We start from the raw sequence: 14,594 nt of genomic DNA on the forward strand, positions 1-14,594 counted from the left end.
CAACCACAAGACCATCAATCAAAGGGAGAGTATCCATGAAGATCATTCGAAACACAGCCGCCGCCATGGCGGTGATAGCACTGGGTATCGGCACTGCGCAGGCAGATCAGAAAGGTGTCACCGACGACACCGTGACAGTCGGGGCGTTCCTGCCGATCCAAAGCGGGCTTGCCGCCGGTGCGGCCCAGGTTCGGGGAGGCGGAAATGCCTATTTCGACCATATCAACAAAAAGGGCGGGGTGAATGGCCGCAAGATTGAATGGATCACCGAAAACGATTCCTACAATCCACAAGAGGCAGTTTCCGTCGCGCGGTCAATGATCGATCGGACGGGGATACTGGCCTTTGTCGGCACCCTGGGCACGGTGACCAATCTTGCGGTTCTTCCACTTCTGGAACAGAAAAAGGTTCCGCTGATCGGTGCCATCGCAGGCCATCCGGAACTGCTTGAACCGACATCGCCATATGTGTTCGGCATCCTGCCTTCGGGGGACAAGGTCGGGGCGAAAATGGCACGCTATGTCCGCGATGACTTGAAAGCCAAACGCATTGCAGTCGCCTATCAGAACGATCCGTTCGGCAAGAGCCCGCTGGAAGGGCTGATGGGGGAACTTGGCGGCAGTAAAATCGTTGCCGAAGTGTCCTTTGAGCCCGGCGATATCGATCTGACTGGCCAGGTGACCGCTTTGCAGAATGCCGATCCCGATGTGGTGGTTCTGCTGGGGATTGCCAAACCGTTGGCGTTGCTTCTGAAAACCGCAGCCCAACGTGGCTGGTCGCCGAAATTCGTCGCACATCCCCTGGCAACCGATCCGATCTTTGCCAAGCTGGGCGGTGACGCCGTTGAAGGCACCGATGTGATCTACATGGTCGCCCTGCCAGATTCCGACCAGGTCGCCTTTGTCAACGATATTCTCAGCGCCTATGATCCGGATCTGCGCCCGGGGTATTTTGCCTATCAGGGTGTTGCCGCCGCGATGGTGTTCGTGCAGGCGCTGGAACGTATCAAGGGTGAAATTACAACCGACGCCCTGCTCGCGGCGCTTGAACAGACCCAAGATTTCGATACCGGCATCTATGCGCCGATTTCCTACAGCAAGGACGATCACGCAGGGGCTGACCGCTTCGGGATCGCCACCTGGAAAAACGGGAAACTGGAAGTTCAGCAATCCTGGTAAGCCATATCAATGACAACCCGATCGGGGCCGTCCACGGGTGACGCGCCCCTGATCGGGGAGCATACCACGAAGTGCGGGGCCGTTGCCGGGGTTTGACATGTTCGGCTGATGCGTGGTCCTTGGGAAATCTTCCGGTTCAAGGTTCGCCTGATCGGGTTCAGCCCGATGATCTGGCGGCGGGTGCTGGGGTTGTGTCGCAAATATTTCGGCAGGCTGAACGCAAGCGTTTTGCTGGACACAGTTATCCTGCCAGCGCCGCGAACTGTTGAAAGGCGGTGCCGCCGTTGCCGGCAAGCTGACCCTTTCGGATCATATGCGCGGTCTCGATCCCGGCGAGGGTCGCCTGCGCAGCAGCGAAGGATTTGAAGCCCTGCATCGGCCGGGTCAGCTTCTTGATAAAGCGGTGGTCCTGCTCAACGATGTTGTTAAGGTATTTGACCTGCAGAACCTCGATCAGCCAGAACCAGCCGCTCAGGATCAGCAGGATGTTCATGTTCTCCAGGCCGGCCAGGTTGGCGCCGCTCTTGTCGATCACCACCTTGTCCGGCCAGCCGTTGCTTTGGATCGTTCGGGTGAAGAACACGGTTGCCGCAGCCTCGTCGCGGCGCTCCGAGAGCATGAAATCAAGGGTATTCCCCTCCTTATCGACCGCTCGGTACAGGTAAGCCCACCGGCCTTTCACCTTGACGTAGGTTTCATCCATACGCCACGATCTGCCGGTTGCCGACTTCCGCTTCTGCGCCGCGGCCGCGATGAGCGGGGCGTATTTCACCACCCAGCGGTTCAGGGTAGCGTGGTCAATATGCACCCCGCGCTCGGCCAGGATCTCTTCGAGATCGCGGTAGGAGACAGCGTACCGGACATAGAAATACACTGCGTAGAGGATGACATGCTTCGGATAAAGGCTGCCCTTGAATCTGATCACCCCGCCCTCCGACATTCTGCTACCGTGCCGCAGCGGGCATAGCGAAAAGGTCGGCACGGCGAAGGTCAGACAGAAAGTTTGCGACACAACCGTCGCGACAGCCCTTGTCTACGGCCGCTTTGGGTTAGGCCTGCATGCTGCAAGTGCGAATCAGCAAGCCCAAGGCTTTCTTTTCTCAACACGCCTGTGCGACGTCGTTTTAGACTGCTAACCACTTAACAATTCGTCGACTTTCCTGGCCACTCCGTCCGCAGCCTTCGCCAGGTAACTTGCATCGAGGTGCGCGTAACGCTCGGTACTTTCTGGTGACCTGTGGCCGAGCAGCTTGCCAGTCATGTGAAGGGTTTCGCCCGACATGATGGCGTGGGAGGCATAGGTGTGGCGGAGATCGTGCAAACGGATATCGGCGGGCAAATCAGCCAGGTTCTTAAACGTTCGCCACGCATAATCGACTGATGTGCGATGCGGCTTCTTGGACCGCTGCGCCGGTCAAGGTACTGGATTGCAGCATCGCTCAGATTGACTTCGCGCGGGCCTGTCTTGGTGGGCCGGAGGGCAAGCTTGTCTTTCCGGACCTCATCCCACTTCAACCGCAGGATTTCGCCGGAGCGGCAGCCGGTCAGCAGCATCAGCCAAATCGCATCCGCAGCGTCCCTCTGCCTGGAGGTTGCAGAGTTCAGCACGGCCGCCAGCCTCCGGAGCTGGCCGCTGCTCAGCATGCGCCCGCGCGCCAGGCGCCGGTTGAAACGCAGAGGCGCTGCCGGATTGGGCAAGTCCGCCGGAAGATGGCCTGCTTCCCGGGCCCAATTCAGAATTGTCGTAAAGTGACCAAGCGCCTGGTTGGCCCCGCCCGGCCGCGAACGGGAATAGGCATAGAACCACTCGGCAATCTCCGGCGTCGTAATCCGTGCAATCTTCCGTGGACCAAATGCGGGCAGAAGCTGCGTGTCCAGATAGTACCCCAGAGAGGAAAGCGTGGAGGCGGCATAGATCCCGCGCTTGGAATCCAGGAAGGCGGCGCAAAGCGCCGCAAAGGTGAGCGTGATGCGCTGGAGCGGGGCCGGGGCGCGCCGGCTGTTCCCCATGTGGGGTAGTTTCCGGTAGGGGGCAGGATCGTATCACAAGGTTTGTTCTCGATGCCGTTTGACGATGTCGGTGACGGTGTCGGTGACGGTGTTTTTCGAGATGCCGAGGTCACGTGCGATCCACCGGTATGACCTTCGAGCTGGATACACCCCACGGCCGGATGATGGCCACCATGCTGGCCGGGATTGCCCAATTCGAGCGCGACCTGCTCAGCGAACGCGTGAAATCCGGCCTGGCCGCCGCTCGGGCGCGTGGAAAGAAACTCGGTCGGCAACCCGGTCAACGCCCGAAATCCGACAAGTTCGCGCCAAGGGTACTGCAGGCCGTGGCGCTCCGCGAAATCGGCCGCATCGAACGCACCCTCTTCATCATCGAGTGGCTACTCGACGCCGACATGCAGCGCCGGGCTCAGGTCGGGTTGAACAAGGGCGAGGCACACCACGCCTTGAAAAACGCCCTGCGCATCGGGCGCCAGGGTGAAATCCGGGATCGCACCACCGAGGGCCAGCACTACCGCATGGCGGGCCTCAACCTGCTCGCGGCAATCATTATCTACTGGAACACCAAGCACCTCGGCCAGGCCGTGGCCGCGCGGCAGCGGGCCGGCCTGAATTGTGCGCCCAATCTTCTGGCGCATATCTCGCCGCTCGGGTGGGCACACGTCCTGCTCACTGGCGAATACAGGTGGCGGCGGCAAACCGGGGCCAGCTTGTGAAGTAATCAGCCCTATTTCTTACCACCGTCACAGCTCCCAAACGGGCGCACCGCGATCATCGCCACCACGAAGGCGGCCACAGAGTTCAAAATGGAGGACAGAAGGAGGTGTCAGGGCCTTGTGATACGATCCTGCCCCCTACCGGAATCTACCCCTAATAGCTCACACGATATGCTGACATTCCCTTATGACAAATATCAACGTGGAAAATCATCCATATCCAAAACGGTCGAGACGATGCGCGCGAGCGAATTGCGACAACCTGGCGGAAGCTCATCGAAACTTTCGACTTCCAAAAGTGTTTCGAGTGCACCTTCCAACGTTAGGCTGGCACGCGTCGGCGCACTATTCGTCAGCCATTGGTAGGCCATGGCAAGTTGAATTTGTTCGGAGAATAACTCAATTGACTTTACCTTGGATCGAAGAAGTTCTTTTTCATGCTGTGGGAAGCCTGGACAGTACGGCTTTAAGGTGCGACGAACCTGACGAAGTGGAAGTACGGTCATTTCTCGCCAATTCAACATTTTAACTCTCATATCGGTAACTTCATCAGATGATAAATCTCGCCCGATAACTTGCGCGGAAAACAGAACAACAATTAACTCAACAACATCTACGTTGGCGTCCTCCTGCAGTGTCAGACAGGCTTCTGAAACGCCGGGCCGACGATAGAAATCCAGCGCGAATTTCCATATGGGTCCTTCAAGGTCGAGCACGGTGGATCCTCCATATTCTGATTGCGAAAGTCTAAATACGTAATGCGAAGTTCTGGCGAAGGTTTGAAATATCGAAGCAGCGGTTATATTATTTCATCGAAGCAAAAAGTAAGGCAAATATTTCTATATGGGCACGCCCCGCTCTTATTCGAAGGCTTGTGCAGATATGCGCTATACCTCCGAAATTCCATGCATTACGTATCTTGCCGAGACTGGATATCCTCCGATAGAAAATCGGCTGCAACCTTGAGTACGGCAACTGAATCCTGCTGGCGCTTGGAATCAAAACGGTAAATGGGGGCCGTGACAGTTAAGGCACCAAAAGGGCGGTCTCTTTCGCCGCGTACGATGACTGCTGTGGCCGCCACGTCCGGCTCGAATTCCCCGTTATTGGCCGCGTAACCATTTTGGCGAATATCTTTTAATTCGCGTCGCAGGGCGTCGGGGTTGGTAATTGTCATATCGGTATAGGATTTAAGCGGGCGTGCGAGAAATTCTTCGATCTCGACGTCCGGACAAGCTGCCAGCAGAACCTTGCCAGACGCCGTGCAATGTGCCGGGTTGCGCTGGCCGGGCGCAGCGAAATGGGTGATTGCGTTGGGCCCCAGCGCCTGGGTGACGCTTACCGCCTCGTTGCCGTCCCAGATGCTCAGGCTCACGGTCTCAGAGAGTTCCTGCGCCAGCTCTTCTAGCTTTGGTCGGACCAGCGTGGTCAGTTTCAGGCTGGTCACCAACCGCGCGGACAGAGCGACCACCCCGAGCCCCAGCCGGAATTTCGAGGAATCAGGCAGGCGCTCGACCATGCGCTCCTCCTCCAGCGTGGCGACGAGCCGCGAAATTGAGCTTTTGTCCAGGCCGGTCCGCCGCGCGATTTCGTTAATCCCCAGCGGCGGCCGGGATCTGGAAAGACAGCGTAATATCTCAACGACATGCACCGCCGCGCGGATCGTGCGTCGCGGTTTTGGTCCGGTATCGGATTGGGGTTCTGCAGTCACCTCGGGTCTCCTCGCTCCAAAATTAATATTGACATACTGTTCTTTTCATTCGAGCATAAATAAACCAACAGAATTGGTCAATAGCCAACACTCTTGCGAAATCCAAAAAAGGAGAGGGGCAACGTGGAGACATTCAGAGAGCTAATCGACCACCTCGACAAACGCCGGGAACTGGCATTCGTCGACAGGAAAGTGAACCCGAAACACGAGCTGACCGCCGTCATGCGTCGCATGCAGGCCGGGGCCAATCATGCGCTTATGTTTCGCGATGTCGCGGGCTCGGACATCCCCGTCGTCACCAATGTGTTCGGCTTTCGCCGCACCGTTGCCGCGGCGCTAGGGCTGGAGGAAAAAGATCTGCTGCGCACGCTGGTTGCAAAAGAGGCCCGCGGGTTGCCGGTCGATCGCGTCGACGACGCCCCGGTCCAGCAGGTGGTTTCGCTTGCGCCCGATATCGACGTTGCGCGCGACATCCCACAGGTCGTGTTTTCCGAACATGATGCCGGCGCCTATATCACCGCCGGGATCCTGATTGCCCCGCACCCGGAAACTGGGGCTTACAACGCCTCGTGGAACAGGTGCCAACTGGTCGGAAAGGACAAATTACGCGTGCGTATGATGCCACCGCAGCATCTAGGCCGCTACCATGCCGAAGCCGAGGCCAAGGCTCAGAACCTGCCTTGCGCCATCGTCATCGGCGCGCCTCCAGGCCTGATGTTCTCGGCCGCCTCCAAAGTTCCCTACGAGGCCGACGAGCTAGAAGTCGCCGGTGCCTGGCAGGGCAAGCCGTTGCGCGTCACCCGATGCAAGACAATCCCGGTCGATGTGCCCGCCGATGCCGAGATGGTCATTGAGGGGGAGGTCATCGCCGATATTCGCGAGGACGAGGGTCCGTTCGGGGAATTCACCGACAGCTACGTGCCGGTGATGAAGAACCACGTCTTCCGGGTGACGGGGATCACCCGCCGCAGCGATGCACTCTATCACACCATTCTCGCCGGCGGGACTGAAGACCTGAACCTAGTGGGTGTGCCGATCCAGACGGAAATCTACAAGAAAGTGTCCGCCTTCGTGCCGCAGATCAAGGACATCGCAACGCCCGGCTATGTCTTTGGCTGCGTGATCTCGATCAACAAACAAAACGAGGACCAAGCGCGAAACGCGGTACTGGCAGCGCTTGGCGGCTACTCCTGGACCAAGATCGTCGTGGTCGTCGATGACGATGTCGATCCGTTCAACGCGGCCGACGTTCTCTGGGCGATACAAACGCGCGCGACACCGGATACCGATGTCTACACGATCCCCCGCGTCTCGAGCTACACACGCGAGGACGTGCGCGAGGTTCACAGCGGTAAACTCGGGATCGATGCTACCGCACCACTTTCCATGAAACCACTCTTCGAGCGCCGCAGGTTCCCCGGGGAGGACGCTATCAATTTGGAGGACTATATCGTTGACCGGGATTAGCATTGAAAGAATCGGAGAAGCCGTCGACCATCTTGTGTCCGCGCCGATTTCCAACTGGACGGTCCTCAAGGGACTGCCGCTGATGGAACTCTACGCGGCCTCTCGGGCAATGGCCGACGGTCCACTGACTTTGGCTGCGGCGACCCTGCTGCGTGAGCGCATCACGCCGGGCGACCGCGTGCTGGTGCTCAGCGGCTTCCTGATGCGCGGCTATGACCTGCCGGAAACCGATGGTCCGATCGGCGCCGCCGTCCTGGCCCGCGCCCTCGCTCTGGGCTTCGGCGCGGTGCCGGTCGGGATCTCCGAGGATTCGGTGGTCAAATGTATGAAGACATGCTTTGCCACCGCAGGGCTGATACCGGCCGGGGTCGAGGACCTGGATTCAGGCCGCAATCGCTGTGCGCTGCTAGGTTTTCCGGTTGATCCTGCCGAGGCGCAGGATGCCGCCAGCGCCCTCTTGGACCGTTTCAAACCAACTGCGGTGATCGCAGTCGAGCGGCCAGGCGCCGGTAGCGACGGTGAGTATCACGGCGGGGGCGGCTTCAGGATATCGTCCTTTACTGCTAAAACCGATGTGCTCTTTGCCGAAGCCCGCGCCCGTGGGATCGCAACGATAGGCATCGGCGATCTCGGCAATGAACTCGGGATGGGCAACGTCGCGGAGATCGTCAGGGCCAATGTGCCGCTCGGCGATGTGATTGCCGCTGAGCTGAAATCCGATGTTGCGGTCATTGCCAACATTTCGAATTGGGGCGCCTACGGTGTGGCCGCCTGCATCGCCGCGATGTCTGGGAACCCGGCTGCGTTCCATGATCGCGCTCAGGAAATTCGCCTGATTGAAGCCTGCGTCCGCGCGGGCGCCATCGACCCCGTCGGCGGCCAGCTGCGCAACTTCGTCGACGGAACCGACGCTGAGACCAACGCCGCAATGGTGGAGCTTCTGCAGTCTCTGGTTTTGCTAAGCCAGCGCGAAGCCGCCAACATAAACAAATATCAGGACTCCTGGATAAAATGAAAACGAACCGCATCGAAAGGCCCGATTTGGGGCGGAAGGTGGGATTGATCATTCCCTCCCCCAACACGGTGATCGAGCCAGATTTCCGATGGGCCGCGCCGGCGGGTCTCTCGTTCTTTTCGACGCGGGTCATGCTGCAGGCCACCACCCCCGACGGGCTGCGGGCGATGAATGCCGGGGTCGCCGCCGCGTCCGAGCTGATCGCCCAGGTGACGCCGGACGTGGTGGCCTATGCCTGCACCAGTGGCTCTTTCATCGACGGTGTCGACGGGCTGAAGACGCTGATGGCCGCGATCAAGGACCGGGTAGGCTGTCCCGTGGTCGCCACCTCTGAGTGCATGACCGCCGCATTGACCGCGCTCGTCGCGCACCGCGTCACGCTCATCACTCCCTATCTCGACAGTGTCAACGAGACCGAGATCGCGTTCCTGCACAGTTGCGGCTTTGAAGTGGTGGCAGCGCACGGCATGGGACTGTCGGGCAAGGAGATCCGCAACGTCGCCCCGGAGGAGATCGCTCACCAAGTCGAGAACGCCGACAGCCGCGAAAGCGATGCCGTCTTCGTAAGCTGCACGGATTACCGGGCACTGGAAATCGCCGAGATGCTGGAGGCTAGGCTGGGCAAGCCGGTCCTGACCAGCAACCAGGTCACGCTCTGGGGGATTCTTCGCGCGCTCGGCCTGCCAACCGCCGTTCCCGGCTACGGGAGGCTGCTGTCATGAGCTGTAACCCGCGCAATCTCAGCATGGCGTCGCTGCGCCTCTACGAGGGCGAAACCTCGATCGAGATGATTGCCAGCAAATACCAGCTCGATCCGGTGTCTATCGTCGACTTCTCCCTTAACGTCAATCCATTCGGGCCACCGCCCCGGGCGATTGCCGCCGCTGCCCGGACACTAGATACCACCAATCTCTACCCTGATATCAGGTTCCGCGCTCTCCGCGATGCCCTGGCCGCTCGCCACGCGGTCGATGAAAGCTGCCTATTTTTCGGTGCCGGTCTCGATGAGGTGCTGAAACTGATCATCCATGCTTGGAGCACGGAGAATGACAAGATCCTCGTCCATGTACCGACATTCCCGCGCTACGCACTTGAGGCGACCCTGCGGGGGGCCGAGGTCATCGAGGTCGAAAATGACGATGTCGCGGCGGTGAACCTGCCGCAAATGCGTGCGATGCTGAACCGGCACGCCATCGCAATGACCTTCCTGTGCACGCCGAACAATCCGACTGGCACCTGTATCGCAAACGCTGATGTCGCCGATCTTGCCCGACGGCACCCGAACACGCTGTTCATCGTTGACGAGGCCCTGATTTACCCGCTGGAGAACGGTGCGGTTCCGTTGATACACGCGCATCCTAACGTGGTTGTACTGCGCACATTCTCCAAATATTATGGGCTCGCCGGCTTGCGGATCGGCTATGCCATCGCCAGTCCGGAGCTGGTGCGCATTGCCGAAACCGGACGGCCGCCGTTCAATGTGACCGGCCCCAGCATCCAGGCCGCGGTAAACGCGCTGCAGGAAACCGCTTTCTTGCAACATTGCAAATCCGTCTTCGCGAAAGAGTGCGACTGGTTTACCGCCGCGCTCGATGCGCTTGACCGGATCTCGGTCAGGACCGCCGCGGCCAACATGCTCTTGCTGGATCTCGGCCCCCGCGTCCCGGGAAAGGTCACGCAGCAACTTGCTGCGGCGGGTGTCGTCGTCGCCGATGCTACGTCATTCCGCGGCCTCGAGCAGAGCAACCTGCTACGCGTGTCGCTGCGCAGCCGAGAAGAAAACGCTATCCTGTTCAACGCCCTGGGAGCCATCGCATGACCGATCACACGATTGCCGGATATCTGCGTAAGAAACGAAACTGGTCCTGGCCGGCCTGTGCAAACAGCATATTATTGTGCGCGCTGCTGATCTTCGCGTGGGAACTGGGTGTGCGACTCGGGGGTGTACCGGCCTATCTGCTGCCGCCGCCTTCAGTGATCTTTGCCCGGATGGTGAGCGAATTCGACGAGATTCTCTATCACAGCTCGATCACCACCATCGAGGTGGTCGTAGGCTTCGGATTGTCGATCCTCGTCAGTATTCCCCTGGCCGCCGTTTTGTCGCAGTTCCGTGCGCTCGAGCGGGCGCTCTATCCCATCTTAGTAGCCTCGCAGACCATTCCCAAGGTCGCGATCGCGCCGCTGATCGTCGTCTGGTTCGGGTTCGGCCCGCTACCTAAGATCCTGATCGCCTTTTTGATTTGCTTCTTTCCCATCGTGGTCGATGCGCTGATCGGCTTTCGATCGACTCCCAAAGAAGTCATCTGGCTGGCCCGTTCGATGGGGGCCTCACGCTGGCGGATCTTTCTGAATTTCCAGGTGCCCGGGGCGCTTCCGAACATCTTCGCCGGGCTCAAGGTGGCCAGCACCCTGGCGGTTGTGGGCGCGGTGGTCGGCGAATTCGTCGCCGCAGATCGCGGGCTCGGGTACCAGCTGATTCTCGCCAACGGCACGCTGGACGTCAGCCTGTCTTTCGCCGTTCTGGTGGTACTCAGCCTGATCGGCGTCGCCCTGTTCGCGATCGTCGATCTTGCGGAACGTTTGATGCTGCCTTGGCATGTTTCGCAACGCATCAATCAGAAGAGATAGGCGGACAGACTATGGCACATACCCTGAAATTCGCGGGCGTTGATAAGGTCTACCAGACCTCGAGCGGCCCCATCCATGCTCTGCAGAATATCGATCTTACGATCGAACCGGGCGAATTCATCGCCATCGTCGGTCCAAGCGGCTGCGGCAAGAGTACGCTGCTCTCTCTCGCCTCCGGGCTGGAACTTCCCGACAGCGGGCAGGTCGCTCTGGCTGGCCGGCCTATCGCGAAACCGGTCACCGATGTCGGCATCGTTTTTCAGTCGGATGTCCTGCTGGACTGGAGGCGGGTTCTCGACAATGTGGTGATCCAGGCGGAAATGCGTGGCCTTGACCGCGAAGAATACGCAGTCAAGGCACGGCAGTTGCTGGCCAATGTAGGGCTGGCTGGGTTCGAGCGGAAATTCCCCTATGAGCTCTCCGGCGGCATGCGCCAGCGGGTCTCTATCTGCCGCGCGCTGGTCCACAATCCACCGCTTCTGCTGATGGACGAGCCATTCGGCGCGCTCGACGCGCTCACCCGAGAGCAGATGGTCGTCGATCTGCACGACATCTGGCTGAAGTCGCGCAAGAGTGTTCTGTTTGTCACCCACGACATCCAGGAGGCGATCATCTTGGCCGATCGGGTAATCGTCATGACCCCACGCCCGGGCCGGATCGCAGAAATTCTCGATGTGAGCCTGCCACATCCACGAACCCCTGAAATCATGCAGACCAAACGGTTTATCGAACTGGCTCAATATGTCCGGCACGTGTTCGAAGAGCATGGCGTGCTGAAAAATTATCAACAGACGGAGGACGCACTATGACAATATCAAGAAGAAGAATGCTGAGGGGCACCGGCGCGCTGCTCGGCGGCACCCTGGCCGGCGGGCTGATGCCCGCTTGGGCGCAGGAACTGACCAATGTCACGGTGCGGCTCGCCTTTTCGTACAATGGCCACCGCTCCCCCTACCTTCTCGGGGTCGACAAAGGGTTTTACCAGGAAGAAGGGCTCAATGTTGAAGTCCTCGAGGGCAAGGGCGTTACCTCTTCCATGCAGCTTGTCGCCAGCGGCGACGACACCTTCAACATCGTCGATCCACCCTCGCTAATGCTGGGCGTGGCCCAGGGCATGCCGCTGCGGCAAGTGGCGCAGCTATACCAGATCAGCCCCAACGCCCTAATCAGCTGGAAAGAGCACGAAATCAAGAACCCCGCTGACCTGGTGGGCAGGACGGTCACCAGCCTACAGGGCGACACCACGACGACGATGCTCTACGCGTTGCTGGCCAAGAATGGCATCAACCGCAACGACTTGAATATTGTCGCCGCCGATGGTGGTACCCGCAATCAGACTTTCCTCGGCAAACGCGCCGATGCGGTCACCGGCTTCTACAACGATTCCTACCTCGGGTTCCAAGACGCGACCGACGACAATGTCGATTACTTCCTCTACTCCAGCTTCGGCGTCGACACGATGGGCGACGGGATCGCGGCCCATACAGATACGATCGAGAGCTCGCCGGAGGTCGTCGCCGGATTCGTGCGTGCCACGCTCAGGGCCTATGAATACGCCCTGCAGCATCCCGAAGAGGCGATCGCCTCGCTCATCAGCCGCGCATCAAGCCGCAAAGCCGAGGTGGAAATACTCAAGCTGCAAGCGACAGCCAGCCTGCTTCAGGACGCAGACGGCGAAGGGGCACGCATCGGCGAGTCCTCCAAGACCCGTTGGGAAGAGGCCCAGGCGCTGATGAATGAATTTGGTGGTTTGAAACAAACAGTTAACGATGTTTCTGCTTTCTACACTAATGACTTCTTGCCCGAAGCATAGTTGGTGAGTAAACGTTCCATGTCACAAACCCATCCACAGCGGCTGATAATCGGAATAAGCGGTGCCTCTGGCATTGTCTACGGCGTGCATGCTCTTCGGGTGCTGCGCGACATGGACATCGAGACACATCTTGTGATGACCCGTTCAGCGCAAGTAACGCTCGCGCATGAAATGAAACTAAAAGTCAGCGAGGTCCATGACCTCGCTGACAAAGTATACAAGCCAGAAGACATCGGTGCGGCGATCTCCAGCGGGTCATTCCGGACGATGGGCATGCTCGTGGCACCTTGCTCGATCCGCAGCCTGTCCGAGGTCGCCAGCGGCGTCACCTCGGGGCTGCTGTCGCGCGCCGCCGATGTCGTGCTCAAGGAACGCCGCAAACTGGTGCTGATGGTACGGGAGACGCCCTTGCATCTGGGCCATCTGCGCAGCTTGGCTCAGGTCGTCGAGATGGGGGCGATCGCGATGCCGCCGGTCCCGGCATTCTACGCCCGCCCGCAAAGTATCAACGAAATGGTCAATCACACCGTTGGGCGCGCATTAGATTTGTTTGGAATTGATGCAAACATTGTACGTCGCTGGGGCGAGGGAGTTGGTCCGAAATAGGCTCAACAGGGAGAGTACCGCGAAGACTGAACCGCCCCGGCTTGCCCGGAGAGCGTTTCGTTCAACGCGTCATGCGACTTTATCCATCGGCTGCGCCTGTTCAAGATGCAGCCGTTCTGCTTCGGCCGGCGGGATGTACCCGATCGACCCCAGAAGACGCTCGATGTTGTACCAGTCCACCCAGTGCATTGTCTCCCACTCGACGTCCTGCATCGTTTTCCATGGCACGAGCTGCTTGATGACCTCGGCCGGAACGAGCCTTGCCCCTGCGGGTCCGGCAAGAAGTTCAAACAGTGCTGCGGGCGCCGCTCCATGCTGCATTACAGCATCGCCATTGATGAATGAATCGCTTGGGATTCCCAAGTTTTGCCTTTTCTGGTTCAGTGCCTTTTGGGAGGATGTCAGATGGGCAACGCACTTTCGATGGACCTTCGGGTCCGTTTCAAGCGGTTGATGGATGGCGGCATGCGGGCTGCGGAGGCAGGCAGGGTCTTGTTGCTCAGCCCTGCGACAGCGGCGCGATAGGGCAACAAAGTCCGCAACGGCTTGCCTTTGGCCCCCTTGCCGTCGGGGCCGCGAAAAGGCAGTGGTAAACTTGACCCCTTCTTCGGCTTCTTCGTGGAACTGATCGAGCAGGATCCGGATATCACCCTGGCTGAGCTGCAATCATCGTTGCTGATGGCCCACGAGGTGACGTGCTCCACAAGCGGCATCGATGCTCTGCTGCGCCGCCGCGGCTACACATATAAAAAAAGGGCTGGTCGCCCAGGAGCAAGGCAAGCCCGCGGTGCGCAAGGCGAGGCGGGACTGGGGTAAACGGCAAGCCATCATGCGGGCCAGCCCCGAACGCTTGATCTTCCTGGATGAAACCGGCACCGACACAAACATGACCCGGACCCATGGCCGGTGCCCGAAAGGCCAGCGCCTCAAGGGAAGCACGCCGTTTCGGCGATGGGGAAACCAGACCTTGATTGCGGGCTTGTCCAGCGAGGGGATCGTTGCACCGTGGGTGATTTCAGGGGCCATGGATCGCGATGCCTTTGATGCTTACGTCGAGAAAGTCCTCATCCCCGAACTGGAGCCCGGCTCCGTCGTCATCCTCGACAATCTGGCCACGCACAAGAGCGACAAAGCCGCGGGGTTGCTAAAAAACCATGGCTGTTGGTTCCTGTACTTGCCTCCCTACAGGAGAGTACCGCAAAGTGCGGGGCACTCCATCATGTTGGCAGCCAGCGCGCTGACCACGGACCGCAGCATGTACCCGAAAGACCTCAACCGAAAGCCGCAGCAAAAAGCAGGAAGGGCTAGAATAGAACCGGCGGAACCGCTTTGGCGGATCAATTTGTCTGCCTAAAACCGCTTGACTGGGACGGCCTCGTTACCGAAGTCCTGAACCTACATAGCGCCCCTTTTGTTTTGTTGAGCTTGAGACTGTTGCCGGGGAGAGGTG

The 14,594-nt window shown here is 59.3% G+C and carries 16 protein-coding genes and 2 pseudogenes; 13 read left to right on the forward strand and 5 right to left on the reverse strand.

Annotated features, from left to right (window positions below):
* Window positions 1–35: 35 nt before the first annotated feature.
* Window positions 36–1,178, forward strand: coding sequence for an ABC transporter substrate-binding protein (locus tag AC0KW6_RS18590; protein WP_222505933.1), 1,143 nt, complete (start codon window positions 36–38; stop codon window positions 1,176–1,178).
* Window positions 1,179–1,419: 241 nt separating this feature from the next.
* On the opposite strand, the gene AC0KW6_RS18595 is transcribed toward AC0KW6_RS18590, so the two are convergent.
* From AC0KW6_RS18595 to AC0KW6_RS18605, 3 genes are all read right to left on the reverse strand, one after another.
* Window positions 1,420–2,103: an IS6 family transposase gene (locus AC0KW6_RS18595; RefSeq protein WP_474035652.1), complete on the reverse strand. Its 684-nt coding sequence runs from the start codon at window positions 2,101–2,103 to the stop codon at window positions 1,420–1,422.
* A gap of 207 nt (window positions 2,104–2,310) precedes the next feature.
* Window positions 2,311–2,526: a tyrosine-type recombinase/integrase gene (locus tag AC0KW6_RS18600; RefSeq protein WP_474035682.1), complete on the reverse strand. Its 216-nt coding sequence runs from the start codon at window positions 2,524–2,526 to the stop codon at window positions 2,311–2,313.
* Complete coding sequence (locus tag AC0KW6_RS18605; RefSeq protein ID WP_474035653.1) at window positions 2,436–3,188, reverse strand: tyrosine-type recombinase/integrase; 753 nt, start codon at window positions 3,186–3,188, stop codon at window positions 2,436–2,438. Before AC0KW6_RS18605 ends, AC0KW6_RS18600 begins: the two co-directional genes overlap by 91 nt.
* Window positions 3,189–3,316: 128 nt before the next feature.
* Here AC0KW6_RS18605 and AC0KW6_RS18610 point away from each other — a divergent pair.
* Both AC0KW6_RS18610 and AC0KW6_RS18615 read left to right on the forward strand, forming a co-directional pair.
* Window positions 3,317–3,436: pseudogene (locus AC0KW6_RS18610) on the forward strand (recombinase family protein); the annotation flags it as partial.
* Between the two features lie 75 nt (window positions 3,437–3,511).
* Window positions 3,512–3,904, forward strand: a pseudogene (locus tag AC0KW6_RS18615) (Tn3 family transposase); the annotation flags it as partial.
* Between the two features lie 197 nt (window positions 3,905–4,101).
* On the opposite strand, the gene AC0KW6_RS18620 reads toward AC0KW6_RS18615, so the two are convergent.
* Window positions 4,102–4,620: a TIGR02444 family protein gene (locus AC0KW6_RS18620; protein WP_222505736.1), complete on the reverse strand. Its 519-nt coding sequence runs from the start codon at window positions 4,618–4,620 to the stop codon at window positions 4,102–4,104.
* Between the two features lie 194 nt (window positions 4,621–4,814).
* Window positions 4,815–5,615, reverse strand: a complete 801-nt coding sequence (locus AC0KW6_RS18625; protein WP_222505735.1) for an IclR family transcriptional regulator — start codon at window positions 5,613–5,615, stop codon at window positions 4,815–4,817.
* Window positions 5,616–5,738: 123 nt separating this feature from the next.
* Here AC0KW6_RS18625 and AC0KW6_RS18630 point away from each other — a divergent pair, with 123 nt between their 5' ends.
* From AC0KW6_RS18630 to AC0KW6_RS18675, 10 genes are all read left to right on the forward strand, one after another.
* Window positions 5,739–7,082 carry a UbiD family decarboxylase gene (locus tag AC0KW6_RS18630; RefSeq protein WP_222505734.1) on the forward strand — a complete coding sequence of 448 codons (1,344 nt, stop codon included), beginning with the start codon at window positions 5,739–5,741 and terminating at the stop codon, window positions 7,080–7,082.
* Window positions 7,069–8,097: a glutamate cyclase domain-containing protein gene (locus tag AC0KW6_RS18635; RefSeq protein WP_474035655.1), complete on the forward strand. Its 1,029-nt coding sequence runs from the start codon at window positions 7,069–7,071 to the stop codon at window positions 8,095–8,097. Before AC0KW6_RS18630 ends, AC0KW6_RS18635 begins: the two co-directional genes overlap by 14 nt.
* On the forward strand, window positions 8,094–8,819 hold the full coding sequence (locus AC0KW6_RS18640) for a maleate cis-trans isomerase family protein (RefSeq protein ID WP_222505732.1): 726 nt from the start codon (window positions 8,094–8,096) through the stop codon (window positions 8,817–8,819). Before AC0KW6_RS18635 ends, AC0KW6_RS18640 begins: the two co-directional genes overlap by 4 nt.
* A complete protein-coding gene (locus AC0KW6_RS18645) occupies window positions 8,816–9,916 on the forward strand; it encodes a pyridoxal phosphate-dependent aminotransferase (protein WP_222505731.1) in 1,101 nt (366 codons plus the stop codon). Before AC0KW6_RS18640 ends, AC0KW6_RS18645 begins: the two co-directional genes overlap by 4 nt.
* The gene (locus AC0KW6_RS18650; protein WP_474035656.1) at window positions 9,913–10,725 is read left to right on the forward strand and encodes an ABC transporter permease; all 813 of its coding nucleotides are present in this window, start codon (window positions 9,913–9,915) and stop codon (window positions 10,723–10,725) included. The genes AC0KW6_RS18645 and AC0KW6_RS18650 overlap by 4 nt, the downstream gene beginning before the upstream one ends.
* An 11-nt stretch (window positions 10,726–10,736) precedes the next feature.
* Complete coding sequence (locus AC0KW6_RS18655; RefSeq protein WP_474035657.1) at window positions 10,737–11,534, forward strand: ABC transporter ATP-binding protein; 798 nt, start codon at window positions 10,737–10,739, stop codon at window positions 11,532–11,534.
* Window positions 11,531–12,538, forward strand: a complete 1,008-nt coding sequence (locus AC0KW6_RS18660) for an ABC transporter substrate-binding protein (RefSeq protein ID WP_474035658.1) — start codon at window positions 11,531–11,533, stop codon at window positions 12,536–12,538. The genes AC0KW6_RS18655 and AC0KW6_RS18660 overlap by 4 nt, the downstream gene beginning before the upstream one ends.
* Before the next feature lie 18 nt (window positions 12,539–12,556).
* A complete protein-coding gene (locus AC0KW6_RS18665) occupies window positions 12,557–13,144 on the forward strand; it encodes a UbiX family flavin prenyltransferase (RefSeq protein ID WP_222505727.1) in 588 nt (195 codons plus the stop codon).
* Between the two features lie 105 nt (window positions 13,145–13,249).
* The gene (locus AC0KW6_RS18670) at window positions 13,250–13,489 is read left to right on the forward strand and encodes an SEC-C metal-binding domain-containing protein (RefSeq protein ID WP_409996807.1); all 240 of its coding nucleotides are present in this window, start codon (window positions 13,250–13,252) and stop codon (window positions 13,487–13,489) included.
* Window positions 13,490–13,859: 370 nt separating this feature from the next.
* Window positions 13,860–14,498, forward strand: a complete 639-nt coding sequence (locus AC0KW6_RS18675; protein ID WP_222505725.1) for a transposase — start codon at window positions 13,860–13,862, stop codon at window positions 14,496–14,498.
* The last annotated feature ends 96 nt before the right edge of the window (window positions 14,499–14,594 follow it).

The organism is Leisingera sp. SA215, from assembly GCF_055902035.1.

What these genes read in the sequence shown, in the direction of transcription:
- AC0KW6_RS18590 (WP_222505933.1), top strand. Translation starts at nt 36, where the DNA reads ATGAAGATCATTCGAAACACAGCCGCCGCCATGGCGGTGATAGCACTG.
- AC0KW6_RS18605 (WP_474035653.1), bottom strand. Translation starts at nt 3,188, where the DNA reads ATGGGGAACAGCCGGCGCGCCCCGGCCCCGCTCCAGCGCATCACGCTC.
- AC0KW6_RS18640 (WP_222505732.1), top strand. Translation starts at nt 8,094, where the DNA reads ATGAAAACGAACCGCATCGAAAGGCCCGATTTGGGGCGGAAGGTGGGA.
- AC0KW6_RS18645 (WP_222505731.1), top strand. Translation starts at nt 8,816, where the DNA reads ATGAGCTGTAACCCGCGCAATCTCAGCATGGCGTCGCTGCGCCTCTAC.
- AC0KW6_RS18650 (WP_474035656.1), top strand. Translation starts at nt 9,913, where the DNA reads ATGACCGATCACACGATTGCCGGATATCTGCGTAAGAAACGAAACTGG.
- AC0KW6_RS18655 (WP_474035657.1), top strand. Translation starts at nt 10,737, where the DNA reads ATGGCACATACCCTGAAATTCGCGGGCGTTGATAAGGTCTACCAGACC.
- AC0KW6_RS18660 (WP_474035658.1), top strand. Translation starts at nt 11,531, where the DNA reads ATGACAATATCAAGAAGAAGAATGCTGAGGGGCACCGGCGCGCTGCTC.
- AC0KW6_RS18665 (WP_222505727.1), top strand. Translation starts at nt 12,557, where the DNA reads ATGTCACAAACCCATCCACAGCGGCTGATAATCGGAATAAGCGGTGCC.
- AC0KW6_RS18670 (WP_409996807.1), top strand. Translation starts at nt 13,250, where the DNA reads ATGCAGCCGTTCTGCTTCGGCCGGCGGGATGTACCCGATCGACCCCAG.
- AC0KW6_RS18675 (WP_222505725.1), top strand. Translation starts at nt 13,860, where the DNA reads ATGCTCTGCTGCGCCGCCGCGGCTACACATATAAAAAAAGGGCTGGTC.